Annotated in this window: 18 protein-coding genes and 1 pseudogene; 2 read left to right on the forward strand and 17 right to left on the reverse strand. The window is 47.9% G+C overall.

Annotated features, from left to right (window positions below; genetic code table 11):
- Nucleotides 1-50: 50 nt before the first annotated feature.
- Together AS030_RS20415 and AS030_RS20420 are read left to right on the forward strand one after the other, a co-directional pair.
- The gene (locus AS030_RS20415; RefSeq protein ID WP_240482434.1) at nucleotides 51-1274 is read left to right on the forward strand and encodes a Bcr/CflA family multidrug efflux MFS transporter; all 1224 of its coding nucleotides are present in this window, start codon (nucleotides 51-53) and stop codon (nucleotides 1272-1274) included.
- Between the two features lie 44 nt (nucleotides 1275-1318).
- Nucleotides 1319-1846: a DinB family protein gene (locus AS030_RS20420; protein WP_061975183.1), complete on the forward strand. Its 528-nt coding sequence runs from the start codon at nucleotides 1319-1321 to the stop codon at nucleotides 1844-1846.
- A gap of 101 nt (nucleotides 1847-1947) precedes the next feature.
- On the opposite strand, the gene AS030_RS20425 is transcribed toward AS030_RS20420, so the two are convergent.
- The 17 genes and pseudogenes from AS030_RS20425 to AS030_RS20500 all read right to left on the reverse strand — a co-directional run bounded on the left by AS030_RS20425 (nucleotide 1948) and on the right by AS030_RS20500 (nucleotide 18013).
- Nucleotides 1948-2481, reverse strand: a complete 534-nt coding sequence (locus AS030_RS20425; protein ID WP_061975184.1) for a cupin domain-containing protein — start codon at nucleotides 2479-2481, stop codon at nucleotides 1948-1950.
- A gap of 15 nt (nucleotides 2482-2496) precedes the next feature.
- Nucleotides 2497-3435, reverse strand: coding sequence for an oligopeptide/dipeptide ABC transporter ATP-binding protein (locus tag AS030_RS20430; RefSeq protein WP_074440627.1), 939 nt, complete (start codon nucleotides 3433-3435; stop codon nucleotides 2497-2499).
- Nucleotides 3432-4397: an ABC transporter ATP-binding protein gene (locus tag AS030_RS20435; RefSeq protein WP_061975186.1), complete on the reverse strand. Its 966-nt coding sequence runs from the start codon at nucleotides 4395-4397 to the stop codon at nucleotides 3432-3434. Before AS030_RS20435 ends, AS030_RS20430 begins: the two co-directional genes overlap by 4 nt.
- A 10-nt stretch (nucleotides 4398-4407) precedes the next feature.
- Nucleotides 4408-5289 (reverse strand): ABC transporter permease, encoded by an 882-nt coding sequence (locus AS030_RS20440; protein WP_061975188.1) that lies wholly within the window; start codon nucleotides 5287-5289, stop codon nucleotides 4408-4410.
- A gap of 10 nt (nucleotides 5290-5299) precedes the next feature.
- Nucleotides 5300-6304 carry an ABC transporter permease gene (locus AS030_RS20445; RefSeq protein WP_061975190.1) on the reverse strand — a complete coding sequence of 335 codons (1005 nt, stop codon included), beginning with the start codon at nucleotides 6302-6304 and terminating at the stop codon, nucleotides 5300-5302.
- 21 nt (nucleotides 6305-6325) lie between these two features.
- Nucleotides 6326-7918, reverse strand: coding sequence for an ABC transporter substrate-binding protein (locus AS030_RS20450; RefSeq protein WP_061975192.1), 1593 nt, complete (start codon nucleotides 7916-7918; stop codon nucleotides 6326-6328).
- 60 nt (nucleotides 7919-7978) lie between these two features.
- Complete coding sequence (locus AS030_RS20455) at nucleotides 7979-8635, reverse strand: M15 family metallopeptidase (RefSeq protein ID WP_074440634.1); 657 nt, start codon at nucleotides 8633-8635, stop codon at nucleotides 7979-7981.
- 343 nt (nucleotides 8636-8978) lie between these two features.
- Nucleotides 8979-9078: pseudogene (locus AS030_RS24730) on the reverse strand (shikimate kinase); the annotation flags it as partial.
- 57 nt (nucleotides 9079-9135) lie between these two features.
- On the reverse strand, nucleotides 9136-9825 hold the full coding sequence (locus AS030_RS20460) for an aspartate/glutamate racemase family protein (protein WP_061975196.1): 690 nt from the start codon (nucleotides 9823-9825) through the stop codon (nucleotides 9136-9138).
- 159 nt (nucleotides 9826-9984) lie between these two features.
- The gene (locus tag AS030_RS20465; RefSeq protein ID WP_061975199.1) at nucleotides 9985-11253 is read right to left on the reverse strand and encodes an MFS transporter; all 1269 of its coding nucleotides are present in this window, start codon (nucleotides 11251-11253) and stop codon (nucleotides 9985-9987) included.
- A gap of 95 nt (nucleotides 11254-11348) precedes the next feature.
- The gene (locus tag AS030_RS20470) at nucleotides 11349-12350 is read right to left on the reverse strand and encodes a substrate-binding domain-containing protein (RefSeq protein WP_061975201.1); all 1002 of its coding nucleotides are present in this window, start codon (nucleotides 12348-12350) and stop codon (nucleotides 11349-11351) included.
- 89 nt (nucleotides 12351-12439) lie between these two features.
- A complete protein-coding gene (locus tag AS030_RS20475) occupies nucleotides 12440-13276 on the reverse strand; it encodes an SDR family oxidoreductase (protein ID WP_061975203.1) in 837 nt (278 codons plus the stop codon).
- The gene (uxuA, locus tag AS030_RS20480) at nucleotides 13273-14352 is read right to left on the reverse strand and encodes a mannonate dehydratase (RefSeq protein ID WP_061975205.1); all 1080 of its coding nucleotides are present in this window, start codon (nucleotides 14350-14352) and stop codon (nucleotides 13273-13275) included. Before uxuA ends, AS030_RS20475 begins: the two co-directional genes overlap by 4 nt.
- Nucleotide 14353: 1 nt before the next feature.
- Entirely contained in the window at nucleotides 14354-14989 is a 636-nt protein-coding gene (locus tag AS030_RS20485; protein ID WP_061975207.1) for a bifunctional 2-keto-4-hydroxyglutarate aldolase/2-keto-3-deoxy-6-phosphogluconate aldolase, read from the reverse strand.
- Nucleotides 14990-15002: 13 nt separating this feature from the next.
- Nucleotides 15003-16022, reverse strand: coding sequence for a zinc-binding alcohol dehydrogenase family protein (locus tag AS030_RS20490; protein WP_061975209.1), 1020 nt, complete (start codon nucleotides 16020-16022; stop codon nucleotides 15003-15005).
- A gap of 5 nt (nucleotides 16023-16027) precedes the next feature.
- A complete protein-coding gene (allD, locus tag AS030_RS20495) occupies nucleotides 16028-17041 on the reverse strand; it encodes an ureidoglycolate dehydrogenase (RefSeq protein ID WP_061975211.1) in 1014 nt (337 codons plus the stop codon).
- 42 nt (nucleotides 17042-17083) lie between these two features.
- Nucleotides 17084-18013, reverse strand: coding sequence for a sugar kinase (locus tag AS030_RS20500; protein WP_061975394.1), 930 nt, complete (start codon nucleotides 18011-18013; stop codon nucleotides 17084-17086).
- Nucleotides 18014-18363 lie beyond the last annotated feature (350 nt).

Here is an 18363-nt window from a genome sequence, read left to right on the forward strand (position 1 = left end):
ATGATAGAACACGGTTTATATAAAACTAATAGAGAAGAAAGGCGATAACATTGACTGAAATAACAAAAAGAAAACGAATGCAGCTTGCACTTCTTTTAGGTTCTCTTGCCCTTTTAGGCCCGTTCACCATTGATACCTACCTGCCCTCCTTTCCTACGATTGCAAAGGAATTTAACACGACCGCGTCTTTGGTGCAAATCAGTTTAACCACCTGTTTGCTTGGCCTTGGCGTGGGGCAGCTGATCATCGGCCCCATGAGTGATGTTCAGGGCCGGCGCAAACCCTTGCTTATTTTTCTGATTTTATATTTGGCGGCTTCCCTTACCTGTGCCTTTGCCCCGAATATTTATTTCTTTATCGCCAGCCGGTTTATCCAGGGCTTCTCGGCAGCAGGCGGGCTGGTCGTCTCCCGGGCCGTCGTTCGCGACCTGTACAGCGGCAAGGAACTTACCAAGTTTTTTGCTTTGTTGATGCTGGTCAACAACCTAGGGCCCATCCTTGCCCCGGTAACCGGCGGCACCATTTTAGCGTTCACCGACTGGACTGGTGTGTTTATTGTTTTGGCCTGTATCGGCTTGATCTTGTTTTTGATTGTTTCTGCCAAATTGGAAGAAACGCTGCCGAGTGAGAAGCGCACACCAAGCGATCCGCTTCAGGTTATCCGAAATTTCGGCTCGTTATTGAAAAACCGGCAGTTTCTTGGCTACGCGTTTACACAAGGCTTTATTATCGCGGGAATCTTCGCCTATGTATCCGGCACCCCGTTTGTTTATCAAAATATATACGGTGTATCTCCCCAGGTTTTCAGTATTTTATTTGGCATCAACGGATTTGCCTTAATGCTCGGGAGCCAGCTCGTCGGCCGGTTAACAGATATCATCCCGGAGACGACGTTTTTAAAAATCGGCTTACTCGTTTCCAACCTGGCAGGAGCTGTACTGCTCATTTCGGTACTGTTAAAAGCACCATTGGCCGCCGTCGTTATCCCGATTTTCTTTTTTGTCAGTTCACTTGGGATCATCGCCACGACTTCTTTTTCACTCGCGATGGATGCCCAGGGGCATATTGCCGGGAGCGCGTCCGCCTTGCTCGGTTTATTGCCGTTTATCCTCGGTTCGCTCGCCGCACCGCTTGTCGGGGTGGCCGGCGAAAATTCAGCGGTTCCGATGGGAATGGTCATTTTTTCTGCAAGTTTTCTTGCCTTCCTTTCCTATTTCGGACTGGTCAGAAAACCTTCACAGCGGATTCAGGTTCCTAAGAGTAGAGGAATTTGATTCACCCTCATTGAATTTCTTTTTGAGAAAGGAAGGGTGTTGAAATGAACTTTACACTGAACGAAGCGATCGAAGTGCTGGAGCGTACACCCCGGACAATGCAGCATTTTTTATCGGGATTATCGCCAGGCTGGCTTCACTGCCATGAAGGGGAAGGGACATGGAATGCCGTTGAAGTGGTCGACCACCTCATTGAAGGTGAGAACACCAACTGGATTCCCCGGCTGGAATGGATTCTTCAAGAGGGAGAAGGCCGGCCGTTTCCTCCGTTTGACCGGTACGCCCATATGAATGAACAAAAGGATAGCACAATCGAAAAAAAGCTGACGGACTTTACCCAGATTCGTGAAAAAAATGTTGCGAGGCTGAGAGTTTTAATGAATGATGAGGGTGATGCGCTCGAACGCACGGGTACCCATCCCGCTTTTGGCACCGTTAAAGCGAGAGAACTGATCTCCACATGGACGTTGCACGATTTGACTCATATTGCCCAGATCGTCCGGGTCATGGCTGAACGTTATCGTGCCGATGTAGGCCCGTGGGTTGAATATTTGGGGATTTTGAAGAAGTAACTAGATTTGTATGTGGTTTTGGGCCGGAAGCGCAGTCGGCAGCAAAAAAGCCTCTTTTTCGGAGGCCTTTTTCCTTATAATCTCTCATTTTCACCCCAAAATCAGGTGGCGATCATCACCCAAATGGATAATGATGCATCACTCCCAGGATTTACATACCGGTGCGGCGTCGTACTGGAAAAGTGGATGCTGTCACCTTCCTGAAGGTGAATTTCCTGATCACCCAGTATGACGATCAGCTCACCCTGAAGCACAATGCCGCACTCCTCACCAGAATGTGCAACCAGTTCGGCCTCCTTCATCTCGCCGGCCTGAATTTCCACCATAAGAAAATCCAGCTTTCCGCTGCGGTTGGGGGTCAGCTGATGGTACCTTACCTTTTCGTCCGACAGCTGAATCTTCCGGCGCTGGTTCTTCCTTACAACCAACCGATCCTCATCCACCCCTTCAAAAAGATAGGTTAGAGGAACGTTGAGGCAAGTGCATATTTTCCAAAACGTGCTCACTGTCGGGTCCACCAGTCCCCGCTCGATTTGAGACAGCAGGCTTGAGCTTAAGCCAGTTTGTGCCGCTAACGCCTGAAGTGTAAAATTACGCTGCTTTCGCAGTTCCCTAAGCCGCTCCCCTTGAATCAATGTGATTCCTCCTCCCTATCCTTCACGATAGCACGCTACACCATGCTCTTCGGTGATGGCTTCGAATGCAGGGGCTTTTAAGCAAGCTTCCATCCGGAAGGGACAGCGGTCAAAAAATCCGCACGCCTCCTCCCCCGTTTCCATTTCAGAAGGAGGAGCAAAGCTTAACACCGGCCCTTTCTCCCTAAAAATACTCGGCAGTGAGGATAAGAGAATCTTTGTGTACGGATGGCGTGGAGATTCAAACAGCTCACGGGCCGGGCCGGATTCCACAATTCGTCCCTTATACATGACTGCGATCACATCACACATGTACCGGATGACCGACATGTTGTGGGAAATGAACAGGTATGTTAAATTTCGCTCATTTTTCAGTTCCTTCAGCAGGTTAAGCACCTGTGCCTGAACCGAAACATCAAGGGCGGAAGTCGGTTCATCGAGAACGATAAAAGATGGGTCGGTAATGAGTGCCCTGGCAATGGCAATCCGCTGCCGTTGTCCGCCGCTAAACTCATGGGGATAGCGGTCAAGATGTTCAGCCTTCAGACCCACCCGCTTCATTAGCGAAGTGAGCCGTTCCCGTCCGCCTTTTTCCTTTCGCTCTCTGCTGCCAAGCGCCAAAAGCGGTTCAAGAATGATTTCTTTGACACGCATCCGCGGGTCAAGAGAAGATTGCGGATCCTGAAAAACGGTCTGAATATCACCGGGACGGGGACGCATGAATTTCTTCTTTTTCCAAAGCGGTGTGCCCTCAAAGTGAATGCTGCCCTCAGACGGCATCTCCAAACCAATCAGCATCTTACCAAGCGTACTTTTACCGGATCCCGATTCGCCCACAAGACCGACAACGCTGCCTTTTTTTACGGTAAGATTGGCATCAACGACCGCCCTCACCGATTGTTTTCCTTTATGAAACGATTTATCTACAGAATGAAAATCGATGAGTGTGTTCAATGGGTATCCCTCCTTAACCAACAGGCAGCTGAGCGGTTAGTTGATACAAGTTCCAGGGCCGGAGCGGAAACGCCGCAAATGTCCATCGCTTTCGGACATCTCGACGCAAAGGCACAGCCGGCAGGACGGTTTTGTAAATCAGGAACTTCACCCGGAATGGCCTTAAGCGGCTCTCCGGGATCCGCGAGATCAGGCAGAGCATGGAGCAATGCCTCGGTATAAGGATGCGAAGGAGCATTCAGCACCGCTTCCGTTATCCCTTCTTCCACTACTTCTCCCGCGTACATCACCATCACCCGGTCACACACATTTGACACCACGCCCAGATCATGGGTGATTAGCAGCACGGATGTGCCCCGCCTGTCATTCAGCTCTTTTATCAACTGTAAAATTTCCTTTTGAATCGTCACATCAAGTGCGGTTGTCGGCTCATCCGCGATCAAAAGGTCAGGCGGTGCGGACATCGCCAGGGCGATCACAATCCGCTGCCGCATACCGCCGCTCAGTTCAAATGGATACTTTTTGGCCACAAGTTCGGGGTCATGGATGTGAACTTCTTTTAACGCTTCGATTGCAAGCTTGCAGGCTTGCCTTTTCGATACACTCCGGTGCCGTTTGATCACTTCAGCCAGCTGATTGCCGACCTTCATTGTCGGATGCAGGGCCGTCATTGGCTCCTGAAACACCATGCCGATTTTCTTGCCCCGCAGGCTCTGCATTTCTTTTGGACCAAGCGTTAAAAGATTTTGCCCCGAATATGAGATTTCACCATTTGAAATGTTGGCATTCGAGCCAAGCAGTCCAAGGATGGATAGTGCGGTGACCGATTTTCCCGATCCTGATTCACCAACAACGCCAAGCACCTCCCCTTTTTCAATCGAAAGGCTGACATTGTTCAGTGCTCTGACTTTTCCTCTCATGCCTGTAAAATCCACGCACAGATCTTTCAGTACGAGTACCATGATGTCCCTCCTAGCGTCCGGCTTTCGGATCCAAAATATCACGGATTCCGTCACCAATTAGATTGAGCGATCCTGCAGATAAGAAAAGGAACAGGCCTGGAAAGGTCGGGTACCACCAAAAGTCCAGCAGGTACTTCCAGCCAATGCTGATCATGGCTCCCCATTCCGGTGTTGGCGGCTGGGCCCCGAGACCAAGGAAGCCAAGCGTCGCAATCATGAGAATCGCATCACCGACATCAAGCGTAGCCTGAATAACGACAGGAGAAACCGAGTTAGGCACAATGTGCTTGCCGATAATGCGCCATGGATTGATTCCAAACGACTGGGCGGACTTCACGAACAATTTTTCACGGAGCACAAGCGACTCCCCACGGGCCAGGCGGACATAGACCGGGATTTTTACAATGGCAATGGCGAGCATGGCGTTTTGCAGGCTCGGCCCTAATGCTGCCGCCAATGCCATGGCCAGAATCAGCGTTGGAAAGGCCATCACCATGTCCATGATCCGCATGATGATCACGTCAATCACACCGCCAAAGTAGCCGGAAACGGTGCCAATCAGGATTCCTATTACACTTGCCATGATAATGACCGTAATGCCGACTCCCAGAGAAATTCGTGCACCATACAAAATTCTTGTTAAAATGTCCCGGCCGACTTCATCGGTTCCAAACCAATGATGAAGAGAAGGACCCAGAAACTTTTGCGAGATATCGACCTGAGTGGGGTTATAAGGTGTGAGAATGGGAGCGATCAGCGAGCACAGAACGATCACACCCAAAATCCCCAATCCTGCCCAGGTCATCTGATTTTGTTTCAGCTTGTACCAAAACGGCCGGACCGAGGTAATCGGCTTCGGCTGGCTCGTTTCCGTTTGCAGTGGTGTTTCCATAACCGACCTCCTATCCTTTGATTTGCGGATCAAGAACATAATAGGTGAGATCCACAATCAGGTTAATGATTACATAGCCGACCGCAATCAACAGTGTAAAGCCCATCATCGCAGGAAAATCAAGATAGGCGATTGAGTCGACCACATATTTTCCCATGCCTGGCCAGCCGAAAATGGTTTCTGTCACGACCGCTCCTCCCAAAAGGGATCCAAAGGAAATGCCGACAACCGTTATAGTGGGGATGAGCGCATTCCTGAGCGCGTACCGGAAAAAGAGAAACGGTCCGTGGATTCCGTTGGCAATCGCCGTACGAATGTATTCCTGTTCCATGATTTCCAGCATGCTCGCACGCACCTGGCGGGTAATCACGGCCAGTTGTGCGTAAGAAAGCACGATGGCCGGCAGCAAAATATGATGGAGACTGCTTTTTAACGCCACCATGTCCCCACTGAGCAAGCTGTCAACGATATACAGACCGGTTATGTGTGTCGGAGGATGAATGTTCATATCCAATCGCCCGTTTGCAGGAAACCAATTTAAATAGCCATAAAAAATAAGGATGATCACAAGCCCGCTCCAAAACACGGGAGTAGAAACCCCGCCGATGGAGAAAATCCGGCTGGCATGGTCCCAGAAGCTGTTCTTTTTAACCGCCGCTAGAACACCAAGGGGGATGCCGATCGCCAAAGCAAAGATAAAGGCAATGATGGCCAGTTCCATGGTCGCCGGGAAAAAGGCTTCCAGGTCATCGATCACCGGCTTTTGCGTACGGATCGAAGTGCCAAGATCTCCGCTTAAAATGCCTTTCATGTACGTTTCATACTGAATGAAAAGAGGCTGGTCCAGCCCGAGCTGCTGCCGTACCTGCTGCAGTGTTTCCTCATTCGCACGCTGCCCCACCATCATCCGGGCAGGATCGCCCGGAATGACATGCGACAGCAAAAAGGAGATAAGGGTGACACCAAACACCACAAAAATCAGGAGTCCCAGCCGGTTAATAATCATTTTCTTCATGGTTAACACTCCGCTTTTTGGTTATTTGGACATATCTGCAAGGTTGTACATGCTCTCAAGCATCGGATTATACACAAACCCTTTCACATCTTTGCTCATAGGCATCAAGAAGTCCTTTTGGTACAGAAGAATATAAGGAGCATCATCAATCACGGTGTCCTGTGCTTCCTGATACAGCTTCTCGCGCTGTTTGGCATCATTTAAGGTAGCCGCTTTTCTCAGCTTCTGATCGACGGCATCATTTTTATAAAACGCGCGGTTTCCGGCCAGTCCGAAGTTTTTGGAATCGTACCAGTAGTTCATGAATGCATACGGATCACCAAAGTCAGGGCTCCACATGCCAAGCGCCAGATCAAACTCGCCTTTGTCCATCATTTCCCGCGAGGTCGCATACGCTACTTTTTTCAGGTTGACTTTAACGCCGATGTCCTTTAGATTGGACTGAATGGTCAGTGCTTCTGTTTCCCACCATGTTTTGTTGTCCGAATACAAAAGGTCGAGGCTGAGATTGGAAACTCCCGCTTCTTTCAGCAATGCTTTAGCTTTATCCTTGTCATACGTATACTGCTTGGCCTGGTCGTCATGGCCCCAGAGTCCTTTTGGAATCGGTCCGCGCATCTGAGTTCCGTAACCCTGCTGCACCGCATCAATCAGTTTGTCGTAATCAACGGCATAACTGAGCGCCTGGCGGACTTTTTTATTTTTCAGCGCCTCATTGCCCTTGGTCGAATTCACGTAAACATATTCAACAAGCAAGCTCGGTTCCTGAAGCAGCTTCGCGTTTTCAATCTTTTTCACCGCGTTGATCTGATCGACCGGAATACCCTCGGCGATATCAATTTCTCCTTTTTCCAGCTGAAGACGCTGTGCGGAAGGATCAGCTACGATTTTAAAATAGACTTTTTTGAAGGAAGGCTTCTTGGAGGCATATTTGTTTTGATCCAGCCTTACATACTCACCCTTTTTCCATTTGGCCAGCTTGTACGGACCGCTTCCCATCGTGGCGGTGGCCAGATAGTTTTGGCCCATGTCGCCGTTTTCTTCATGGTCCATCACTTTCGGATTGACGATGCTTCCATAGTTGGCTGCCAGTGTCGAGATAAAAGGCGGGAAATTTTCTTTGAGTGTGAAGACCACCGTCGTTGGATTCTCTGCTTTAATGTTTGAAATCACACTAAATACTTCAGATGGACCTTTGCCGATTTTTTTGAGGCGTTCAAAGCTCTTTTTGACAGCATCCGCATCAACCGCTGTCCCGTCGGCAAACTTATGTCCCTCGTTTAAATTGAACGTCCAGGTTTTCCCGTCCTTGCTCACTTTCCATTCTTTGGCCAGTCCGGGTTTGACCTTCGTGCTTCCTCCGTCATATTCCACAAGACGTTCGTAGGCCGGATATGTAAGTTTCCATGCGGAATTATCCATCGTTACAGCCGGATCGATCGTCCCCTGTTCTGCTGTTGTCGCAATGGTTAAAACATCCTTGCCGCTTGCCGCTTCTGAATGGGAGTCGGAACCTTCGCCGCCCGACGGCTTGGCGTTTGAATTCTTTACACAGGCCGATAACAACGCAACAATCAGCACGGCAATCAGCAATATACTCATTTTCTTTTTCATTGTTTTCCTCCATAACCCTTATTTTTATAAACTAAAAACAGTTATGCCGATTCTCGCTGTCTACCTTTCAATTCCGTAATACAAAATGGAGCCGCCTGTCGCGTTCGCCCACCTCTTGTTGCCATAATCGTAATGCCACCACTCTTCTGAATTGGACACAAAGCCCGCGTTTTCCATCACCTGCCGCAGCAAGCGGCGGTAGTCACGGATGGTTTTTTCCTGCGGGCTGAGACTCGCCTTTCGTTCATACCATTCCAATTGCGCTTTTTCGGTAAAATCGTCAAAGCCGGTTCCCATGTCGATCCAGCCCTGATCGTTGGCGAGCGTAAGGTCAACGGCTCCGCCGGTTAGATGGGGCGACGGCTTCATCAAGTCCCGGGTGGGAATGGCTACATATTTGGAAATTTCAATCTGCATTTCTTCTGGGGTGAGTTGTTGATCTTCGAGGTCTTTTTTAATGGTTTCATAGATGGCAAGCTGCGTTTCATAGGACCGCCAGCCGTCAAGGACGACCAGCTTCAGGCCAGGCGGCAGCTGTTCCGCCGCGTTGATGAGTTTTTCCACTGTTCCGTTTCGCAGAAAACAATCATTCTCCGAGCCGGGCAGATGGTTGTGGTAATAGAATGGATACACTTCAACCCTGAGGGACACACCCGTTAAGGAGATCAGGGGCTCTTGCTGTGGTGCAGAGGGCGTGTTTGAATCTAAGTTGTGCATTTCCGACAAATACTTCCACCCCTTTTTAATAAATTGAATATTCTTACAATATATTAAATATAATGATACTGTTTATGACAAAATATTGCAATGTGTTAAATAGAAAAAGAAGGGGAGATTATCTGACAAGCAGGGGAGGGGGCGAAGTGTGCCGGTAGTTTACATAATATGGTTTTGGCGAGTAATCATTGATTTCGGCTTGTAACCTCCACCGCTCCAAAAAGCAAAAAGGCCTCCCAAAAAGGAGGCTATTTCACTTAAAATCTATTAAATTACAGCCCAAATTCTTCTTTTATCCTTCTGGCCGTCTCTTCTGCACTCAACTTCGTATTATTCATCCGCAATGATTATGAAACAAATTTCAGATCCGTCATCTTTGCCAGCTCATACCCCACCGTCATCTTCCCGACAGCCTGCGGGCCAAACAACAACACATATTTCATAGCGGCTTTCCTCCTGATGTTTTTCTTACCTCGCATTCTTTTTTCAACTGATAAGATTTATTTTAAGGACAAGTTTACAGCTTCCAATGCATGTATGTTCGTCGTATCAAACAGAGGAACGGACGAATCCTCGGGCTTGATCAATAGGCCAATTTCTGTACAGCCTAAAATAATTCCTTGAGCACCTGATTCGATTAATCCTTGGATCACTTTTTTATATTCATCCTTTGCATATTGACGAATGTTCCCCAAACATAATTCTTCGTAAATCACCCTGTTTACCATTTCTCTTTCCGTTTCTTTTGGCACAATTACCTGTATACCTTTACTCTCCAAACGTGATTTATAAAAATCCTGCTCCATTGTGTACCTGGTGCCAAGTAAGCCAACTGAATGTAAGCCGTTCTCTATGATTCGGTCCGCTGTTGCATCTGCGATATGTAAAAGAGGAATGTTAACTGATGCTTGAATGGCATCTATCACTTTGTGCATGGTATTCGTGCAAATGACAATAAAGTCAGCTCCGCCTTTTTCTAAAGAACGTGCAGCATTACTCAACACTTCACCCGCCTTTTGCCATGCTCCTTCTGACTGATAACGTTCAATTTCTTGAAAGTCAACGCTATATAAAATGCACTTGGCCGAATGTAAGCCTCCTAATCTTCGCTTGATTTCCTCATTCATCATCCGATAATATTCAGCGGAAGATTCCCAGCTCATTCCACCAATAAGACCAATCACTTTCATTTTATCCTCTCCATAACCCGCTTCATTTTTTCCAAATATCTTCAGTACACAAAAAATCCACTCAACTACTTTCTTTTCTACTCAGATAAATCCTTTTTTACACACAAATAAAAAAACCGGACTCCATTCCAACGAGTCCGGTTTTAGAATTTCATTAAATTAATAAGTCACTGTATCCTTTATGTCCACCTCAGATTTCTTCACAATAATCGGTCGGACGAAGCGAATAACCGCAAGAGATGCAAATATGGCAAGGCCGCCGGCGAGCAGGAATGCCCCTGAGAAGGTTCCTGTCTTATCCACGATAAAACCGGTTAATGCAGGCCCGATAATACCCGCTGTATTGGCCAAAAAGTGCATGAAACCGCCAACGGAACCGACATTCTGCTGATCAACCACATCCTGAACGATTGCCCAGTAGATGGCTCCCGTCAAGTACAGGAAGAATACGGAAAGTGCTACTAAAGTTACTGCACTTACTGTTGTGGTAACCAATCCTGCAAATCCGATACATACCGCTGAAGCAAACAAGCAAGAAACAAGAACGACTTTACGTGAGAACAGAACGCCTTTTCTAGCGACTTTCTTGAACACATAATCGGATACAAATCCGCCGGCTGCAAGGCCGATAAATCCTAAGATCCATGGAATAACTGTGATCACACTCATCGATTTTACACTTAAGCCACGCTCTTCCACCAGATAGCTTGGGAACCAGGTAAGGAAGAAGAAAAGAATGTAATTGTAAGCAAAGAAAGCAAATGCAGTAAAGAGTACTGTTTTTTGTTTGAGGTAAAACGTCAACGGAATTTTCTCTTTAGGAGCAACTTCTGTTTTCATTGCAGGAGCATCGCCCATACGCTTTGCCGGCTTGTCTTTTACAAACTTGAACCAGCAGATCGCCCAAATTAATCCGATGATCATAATCAGCACAAAGGAAACTTTCCAGCTGAAGGAAATTGCGATCATACCGACGATCGGTCCCGAAATTGCCCCGCCAAGCGGGGTACCGCTGTTCGTCAATCCGATAGCAGAAGCCCGCTGGGTCGGAGGGAACCAGTTATTGACCATCTTGTTGATGGTGGCCGAAAGAGGTCCTTCCCCCATTCCGAACAGGATGCGGATAATCATCAGGCTGACGAATCCGAAAGCAAGCGCAACCGCGCCACTAAACAGGGACCAAACCACCATGGCCACAAACAGGGTCAACTTCGCGCCATAGCGGTCAGACGCCATTCCGCCCAAAAAGTTAAAAATCGCATAACCTACCGAGAAACTACTGAAGATCAAACCCATTTGTGTGGCAGAAAGTGTCAGATCATCCTGAATAAAAGGTGCTGCTATGGATAATGCTGAACGGTCCAAATAATTTATGACTCCGGCTAAAAATAATAAGATAATAACTGGAAGCCTTTCTTTTGTAAACATCTAAAAAACCCTCCCCTATACTGTGTGAATCTTCTGACTGTTGAACGCGAACCGGGGTAAACCGGTTTATTTTTACAGGGAAAAGTTATCCCTTTTTATCCTGAATGTCTTGAAATAAGAGTCGGCTCATAACGGTACATCCATTGCTCTGCCTGCTCACTGTTTTTAATCTGCTTAAAAAGAATAGTTCCGGCCTGTTTTGCCATTTCCACAGCCGGCTGAGCAATTGTCGTTACCGGCGGGGTAAAGAAGCTGGCAAAGGAAACGTCGTCTATACCGATAACGGATGTATCCCCAGGTATCGCAATATCTTTTTCCTTCATGAACTTCAATACCTCAACGAGAACGATATCGTTGCCTGCCAAAATCGCTTGCGGCGGCTCGGGCAAAGAATACAGTTCCGAAAGCACTTCTGAGATTTGGCCAACATCCGCTGTTTTAATGTACTCCTCCCGAATAGGAAGACCGCGATTTTCCATCGCTCTTTTGTATCCTTCAATCCGTTCCACCCTCGGGCTGATGTTGCGGATAATGGACGTTGTTACGATGGCAATCCTGTCCAGCCCATGTTCAACAAAACGGTCTACAGCCAGTTTGGCCGCGGCATGGTTATCGAGCATCACTGTTGATATTTCAAGGTCCTCAATCGTCCGGTCCATAAACACGATCGGAAAACGATCCTGCTTCATCTTTTCATATAAAGCCTGGTTTTCACCTGTCGGAAAAATGATGATTCCGTCTACCTGTTTGGCACGAAGCATTTCAATGTACTTCTTTTCCTTTGCCGGCTCATCATCTGCATTGCAGACAATAATGTGAAAGCCCTGTTCATGAAAATAGTCTTCGATGGCCCGGATCACCTGCGTGGAAAAGGTATGCAGGATGTTGGCGACCACCACACCCACTGTAAAGGTTGACTTCTGCTTCAGGCTGCGGGCGACGAAGTTCGGCTGGTAATTCAACTCCTGAATGGTTGCTTCGATTTTTCGTTTTGTTTTTTCACTCATATAATCGAAGCGCTGGTTTAAAAATTGTGAAACCGTGCTTTTGGAAACATTGGCATGCCTGGCTACGTCTGCAATCGTAATGGTTTTCATTGTGTCATCCCCGTCTAATTCGTCATATTTCACTAGTATAAGCGACCTGTAAGCGCTTTACAATCAGCCGGAGAAAACAGCATATCCGGTCAGACGCCGGAATATGCCATAAATCCTCCATCAACAGGGACGGTAATGCCTGTGACAAATCCAGAATACGACTCATCTGCAAGCCAAAGCAGCGTGCCGAGCAGATCTTCCGGCTTTCCAAACCTCTTCATCGGTGTGCCTGTGATGATTTTGTTCGAGCGGTCCGTATAACTGCCATCTTCCTTAAGAAGCAGGTTTCGGTTCTGTTTAGTTAAAAAAAATCCTGGTGCAATCGCATTGACCCGGAGGCCCGTTTCCGCAAAATGAACCGCCATCCACATCGTAAAGTTGTTAATGGACGCTTTTGCTGCGCTATAGGCCGGAACCTTGGTCATCGGAGAATAGGCGCTCATGGACGAAATGTTGATGATGGCAGGTGATTCTGATTTCAGCAGGTCTTTTCCGAAGACCTGGGAGGCAAGGAATGAGCCTGTAAAATTTGTTGCAAACACTCTTGAAAACCCGTTCTCATCCATATCGAAAAAGGACTTTCCTTGCCCTTCCTCTTCATAGGTTTCCACGTCCGTAATCGCGTCAGGATGATTTCCTCCTGCCCCATTGATCAGCAGATCGACAGAGCCGAACCGGCTCAGGACTTCCTCTTTTGCTTTCTCCAGAGACTCACGGTTCAGTACATCAGCAGAAACCGAAAGAGCCGTTCCGCCTGCCTTAGCAATTTCATCCACCACATCTTTACCTTTTTCCGCAGTGCGGTTCAGTACAGCCACCTTAACACCATGACGGGCAAGCTCTCGGGCCATTTCGGAGCACAGCACTCCGCTTCCGCCGGTAATTACGGCTGTTTTGCCATTGAGATTTTCATGGACCGGGATCATACTTCCACCTCTTTTTTGGCTAGAGCGACATAGGCGTCCCACAGGCCGTTCAAGTACATGATCCCGAGAGCCCGGTCGTACAGGCCATAGCCAGGACGGCATTGCTCACCCCAGATATGGCGTCCATGATCGGGACGCACATATCCGTTGTAGCCTTGCTTGTGCAATTCTTCGACCACACCCTGAACATTGATGGAACCATCCGTTGTCAGGTGGGACGTTTCCACGAAATCTCCGTTATCAAAAATCTTCACATTTCGGATATGTGAAAACGGAGCGATATTTGCATACTTACTGGCAATATCGACCATGTCATTGGCAGGATTGGCACCCATGGAACCTGTACACATTGTGATGCCGTTGGCCGGAGAATCGGAGATCGCCCGCAAGCGTTCATAGCTTTCAGCTCCTGTAATGATGCGCGGCAATCCGAAGATGGACCATGGCGGATCATCCGGATGGATGGCCATTTGAATGCCGTGTGCTTCGGCTACCGGCAAAATTTCGTCCAGGAAGATCTTCAGGTTATCCCAAAGCTTTTCTTCATCAATTTCTTTATAAGCTTCAAAAAGCTCTTTAATCTTTGCCATCTTTTCAGGCTCCCAGCCCGGAAGCGTTAGGTCTGAGGCTTCTGCCACCGTACGGATCAGCTCTTCCGGATCGAGATTTTCAACTTTTGCTTTTTCAAAAAACAAAGCCGTGGAACCATCCTCAAGTGGGCGGTACATGTCAGTCCGTGTCCAGTCGAAGACCGGCATAAAGTTGTAGCAGATGACCTTTACGCCAAATTCGGAGAGATTGCGGATCGTCTGTTTGTAATTTTCAATGTACCGATCGCGTTCACTGTTTCCGAGTTTAATGGATTCATGGACGTTCACACTTTCCACGACATCGGTATGAAAGCCATGGCTCTGAATGTACTCTACTTCTTCTTTAATCTCTTCCTTTTCCCATACTTCACCTACAGGCTTTTGGTGCAGGGCCCAAACAATTCCCTTCACGTTAGGAATCTGCTTGATATGCTCCATTGTTACGGTATCATTGTCCCGCCCGTACCATCGAAACGTAATATTCATATTACACCTCCGAATGTTGATTCATTTTCGCGATATACTCTCTGCTTAACGATACCGCTTCATCGTACCCGCCCTTCTGGAAGGCTTTTGTTAAATCACTGCCTACCCCGACAGCCACTGCACCGGCACTCAGCCAGTCGTTCATATTCTTCAATGAAATTCCGCCTGTTGGCATGATACGGACATTAGGCAGCGGACCGTTTACGGATTTAATAAATGACGGATCAAACGTATTGGCAGGGAAAAGCTTCAGCACATCGCATCCTGCTTCAAGGGCAAGCGCCATGTCGGAAATGTTCATGCACCCTGGCAGATACGGAACACTGTAGCGGTTACAAAGTGTAGCGATCTCTTTTACAAAATGGGAGCTTACGATAAATTTCGCTCCGGATAAAATGGCATGTCTTGCCGTTTCAGGATCCATTACAGAACCTGCACCCAAAAGCACATTCATGTGGCGCAGTTCTTTAAACACTTCCTCCACTTCCGGAGTGGTATAGGTCAGTTCAATCGCGGTAATTCCGCCTTCAATGGCTGCTTTTGATACCTGAATGGCTTCGTGGCTGTTTTGTCCGCGGACAACCGCAACCACTTTTGCTTCCATCAACACCTGATAAACGGAATACTTTGGCAGCATGCTTTCTCCTCCTTTAATCAAACGTAATAATCGCCTTGCGCACCTGTTCCGGATGCTCTTCAACAAACCGGAAGGCGTCTTGAACCTCATTTACCGAAAATGTATGGGTCACAAGCCCGTCATGCGTAAGCTTTCCATTATTCAATAATTCTACGACTCTCGGAAACTGGTTGGTCTGGAGTCTGGAACCGGTAATCGTTACTTCCTTTTTCGTAATCGGAAGCTGTGAGATTCCCGCTTCCTTTTCATCAAAGCCTAGAACGACCACATTTCCTGCCGGGCAAACTGCATCAACGGATAATTTAAACGTCGATGGAAGGCAAACCGCATCGATCACGACATTAACTCCCTCATTGTCAGTCCATTCCTGAACCCGCGCCAGCACATCCTCCTGCTGAACATTGACCGTTACATCTGCACCGTTTTCTTTTGCAAACGCCAGCCGCTCTCCATTCAGGTCGGTCACCATGACAGATGCGCCCTGCAGCTTTGCCATTTTCAAAATACAAATTCCAATCGGCCCTGCTCCCTGAATAAGAACTGTGTCGCCGTCTTCCACCTGGCCTCTCCAAACGGCCTGCGCGCCAATGGTATAAGGCTCAGCCATCACCGTTTCTTCCCAAGGCAGTTCCGCTGAAACGGCATGCAGCTGTTTTTCCGGCAGCACCAGATATTCCCTCATGCCTCCATCCTCATGAACACCGAAAACAGAAAGGGACAAGCAAACATTCGGCCGTCCTTTGCGGCATGCATAGCATGTTCCGCAATACGAAATTGGCTCAACCACCACGTGGTCTCCAGGCTGAAGGTGCTTAACTGACGCGCCCACTTCTTCCACCTGGCCGGTCACTTCGTGGCCAATCACACGCGGAAGCGTAGCGAGAGGGTTTGTGCCATGATAAATATGCATGTCCGATCCGCAGATACCCACCCGCTTTACTTTGACTAGAACGTCATTATCGTTTACGATGACTGGCTTTTCGATTTCCTCTGTGACAAGGTCATGCGCTTTTCGTACTTGAACCGCTTTCATTTTCTTCACCTGCTTTTCAAGAATTCATACACTGGCTCTGCAATCGTAATCCCGTTCTTTAAGTTTCTCTCCTCGTGAAGCTGTTCTATCTCTCCTGGTACATATACTCGGTCAAAGCCTGGTGCAGGTGGAACCTGCTGCAGTTCCTCCATCATTGCATCCATTTGTTCTAGAAATGCGTCTCTGTCTGTAAAAAATGATGGATTGATGGCACAGAAATAATGTCCAAGTTTTCTTTTTTGATCTAAATTTTCATACATCCGGCTGATATGCGGGCCGAACGCGGCACCTGCCAAAAGCCCTGAGAATACATCGACAATTACAGAAAGTCCGTAGCCTTTCGGGCCGCCGAAGGTTGAAAGAGAAGCGACTTGATGCGGATCAGTAGCAGGCACACCATGTTCGTCCACTCCCCATCCCTCAGGAATTTCTTTTCCTTCTTCACGCGCCTGAAGGATTTTTCCGAATGCCACGTTCGAGGTAGCCATATCCAAAATAAATGGTTTCTTCTCCTTAGCCGGTACACCATAGGCGATTGGGTTCGTTCCAAGAAAAGAGGATTTTCCTCCAAACGGAACCACAATGCTGTCAGTGTGTGTCATGGCAATGCCGATCAGTTTCTCTTCGGCTGCTTTTTGCACGAAATAACTGAGTGCTCCGCAATGGCTGCTGTTCATGGCGGTTACCATGCCCACACCATTTCTTTTCGCCATATCCATCGCATGATCCATGGCGATATCAGCAATCACATGACCGAATCCGTCGTCACCGTCCAGTACCCCGGTCACCGGTCCTGTTTCGTTAAACACAGGCTTCGCTTCCGGATTGATGCTTCCCATCTTCAGACGGTTCACATAATGCTCTGTCCGTAGCACCCCGTGTGAATTCACATTTCTGAGATCTGCATGAACAAGAACGTCCGCCACTGTTTCGGCATCCTTTTCATTCAGCCTGGCATCCACCAGCTTTTGTTTTACCAGTTCCTTCGCTTCCTGCGCTGACAATGTTGTTGTTGCCATAATTCTTCCTCCCTATCGTTTATGTTCTATCGTTCTATCGTTCTATCGTTCTACAACGGCTTCTTGGTTTACAAAAGACAACACTTCTTCAAGGAGCGGCAGTCCCTCATTATCGCCGGAAACGGTCGTAACCAGTGCACCAACCGCATTGGCGAACTCGAGCCGCTTTTCCGGCTCAAACCCATGAAGGAAGCTGTACAGGTACCCTGCATCAAAGCCGTCTCCTGCGCCTACTGTATCTACTGGTATAATGGAAAAGGCTTCTTTCCGTACCCATTGTCCATCGATGTATAGCGCCGAACCTTCTCCTCCGTCTTTGATGACCAGTTGGCTGATGGAATAGCGCTGGGCGAAATCTGCCAGTTCTTTGTCATCGTCTGTACCGATGATGCTTTTGATTTCATCGCGGCCGGTTAAAAGAATATCTACATAAGGGAACACATCATGATAGGCCGCCCTGGCGTCCTCAATGCTCCACAGCTTCAGGCGAATATTCGGATCGAAGGAAACAAGGATACCTTTTTCTTTGGCAATGGACAGTACGCGGTGTACGATATCCAGGTTCTTGCGGTCAATCGCCATGAACACACCGGTGAGATGAACAATGTGAATATCCTTGAACATCTCTCCTGTGATGTCTTCCGGTTCCATCGTCAGCACCGGTGAGTTGTAACGATAGTAAAACGTTTTGCCGGATCCGTCTTCACGGATTTCTTTTATGTTAAGTGAAGTGGGATGGCCTTCAACATAAGCCACATCGCTCATGTCCACGCCTTCTCCCTTGGCAAAATTGTAAATAACACGTCCGAATTCATCTTTTCCGAGGCGGCTGATCCATTTGGAGCGAAGGTCAAGCCTTGCACAGCCGATCGCGAAATTGAGTTCCGCTCCTCCTACTTTTCGTTCAAAATTGGCAACAAAGCGCAACGGCCCTGTTGTTGCAGGGTTCAGCGTGATCATCGCATCACCCATGGTTAAAATCCCGAACTGTTCTGGCACAATTCCTACCCCTTTCTTTTCTTTGGGCTTTTTCTCTATTCTTAGTCTTCCATGGAAGCGGTTGATTTTCGTTACAAGATGCTTGCTTTCCTAGGGCGGGCGCTGAGCCTTACCGGCGTAAACGCCTACTTTACCGGCGTAAACGCCTACTTTCTCGTCGCAAGCTCCTGCGGTAACGGCTCGAGCGCCTCCATGGTCTCATCTGTCCCGCTTTTCCCTAAGGAGTCTCGCACCTTGCACTACGATCAACTTGTCATTGAAGATTTCCCATTGCAACCAACTGTTAGAAAAGAGCCTTTTAAATACTGCAAAATGTAAGGGCT

It is taken from the genome of Fictibacillus enclensis (assembly GCF_001457035.1).
In the GTDB taxonomy this organism is placed as follows: Bacteria; Bacillota; Bacilli; order Bacillales; family Fictibacillaceae; genus Fictibacillus_C; species Fictibacillus_C enclensis.

Coding starts and splice junctions, on each gene's coding strand:
- AS030_RS20460 (WP_061975196.1), bottom strand. CDS start 9,825: ATGAAAGTGATTGGTCTTATTGGTGGAATGAGCTGGGAATCTTCCGCT.
- AS030_RS20470 (WP_061975201.1), bottom strand. CDS start 12,350: ATGAAAACCATTACGATTGCAGACGTAGCCAGGCATGCCAATGTTTCC.
- AS030_RS20465 (WP_061975199.1), bottom strand. CDS start 11,253: ATGTTTACAAAAGAAAGGCTTCCAGTTATTATCTTATTATTTTTAGCC.
- AS030_RS20435 (WP_061975186.1), bottom strand. CDS start 4,397: ATGGTACTCGTACTGAAAGATCTGTGCGTGGATTTTACAGGCATGAGA.
- AS030_RS20500 (WP_061975394.1), bottom strand. CDS start 18,013: ATGGGTGATGCGATGATCACGCTGAACCCTGCAACAACAGGGCCGTTG.
- AS030_RS20450 (WP_061975192.1), bottom strand. CDS start 7,918: ATGAAAAAGAAAATGAGTATATTGCTGATTGCCGTGCTGATTGTTGCG.
- AS030_RS20455 (WP_074440634.1), bottom strand. CDS start 8,635: ATGCACAACTTAGATTCAAACACGCCCTCTGCACCACAGCAAGAGCCC.
- AS030_RS20440 (WP_061975188.1), bottom strand. CDS start 5,289: ATGGAAACACCACTGCAAACGGAAACGAGCCAGCCGAAGCCGATTACC.
- allD (WP_061975211.1), bottom strand. CDS start 17,041: ATGGCAACAACAACATTGTCAGCGCAGGAAGCGAAGGAACTGGTAAAA.
- uxuA (WP_061975205.1), bottom strand. CDS start 14,352: ATGAATATTACGTTTCGATGGTACGGGCGGGACAATGATACCGTAACA.
- AS030_RS20490 (WP_061975209.1), bottom strand. CDS start 16,022: ATGAAAGCGGTTCAAGTACGAAAAGCGCATGACCTTGTCACAGAGGAA.
- AS030_RS20420 (WP_061975183.1), top strand. CDS start 1,319: ATGAACTTTACACTGAACGAAGCGATCGAAGTGCTGGAGCGTACACCC.
- AS030_RS20445 (WP_061975190.1), bottom strand. CDS start 6,304: ATGAAGAAAATGATTATTAACCGGCTGGGACTCCTGATTTTTGTGGTG.
- AS030_RS20485 (WP_061975207.1), bottom strand. CDS start 14,989: ATGCTGCCAAAGTATTCCGTTTATCAGGTGTTGATGGAAGCAAAAGTG.
- AS030_RS20475 (WP_061975203.1), bottom strand. CDS start 13,276: ATGATCCCGGTCCATGAAAATCTCAATGGCAAAACAGCCGTAATTACC.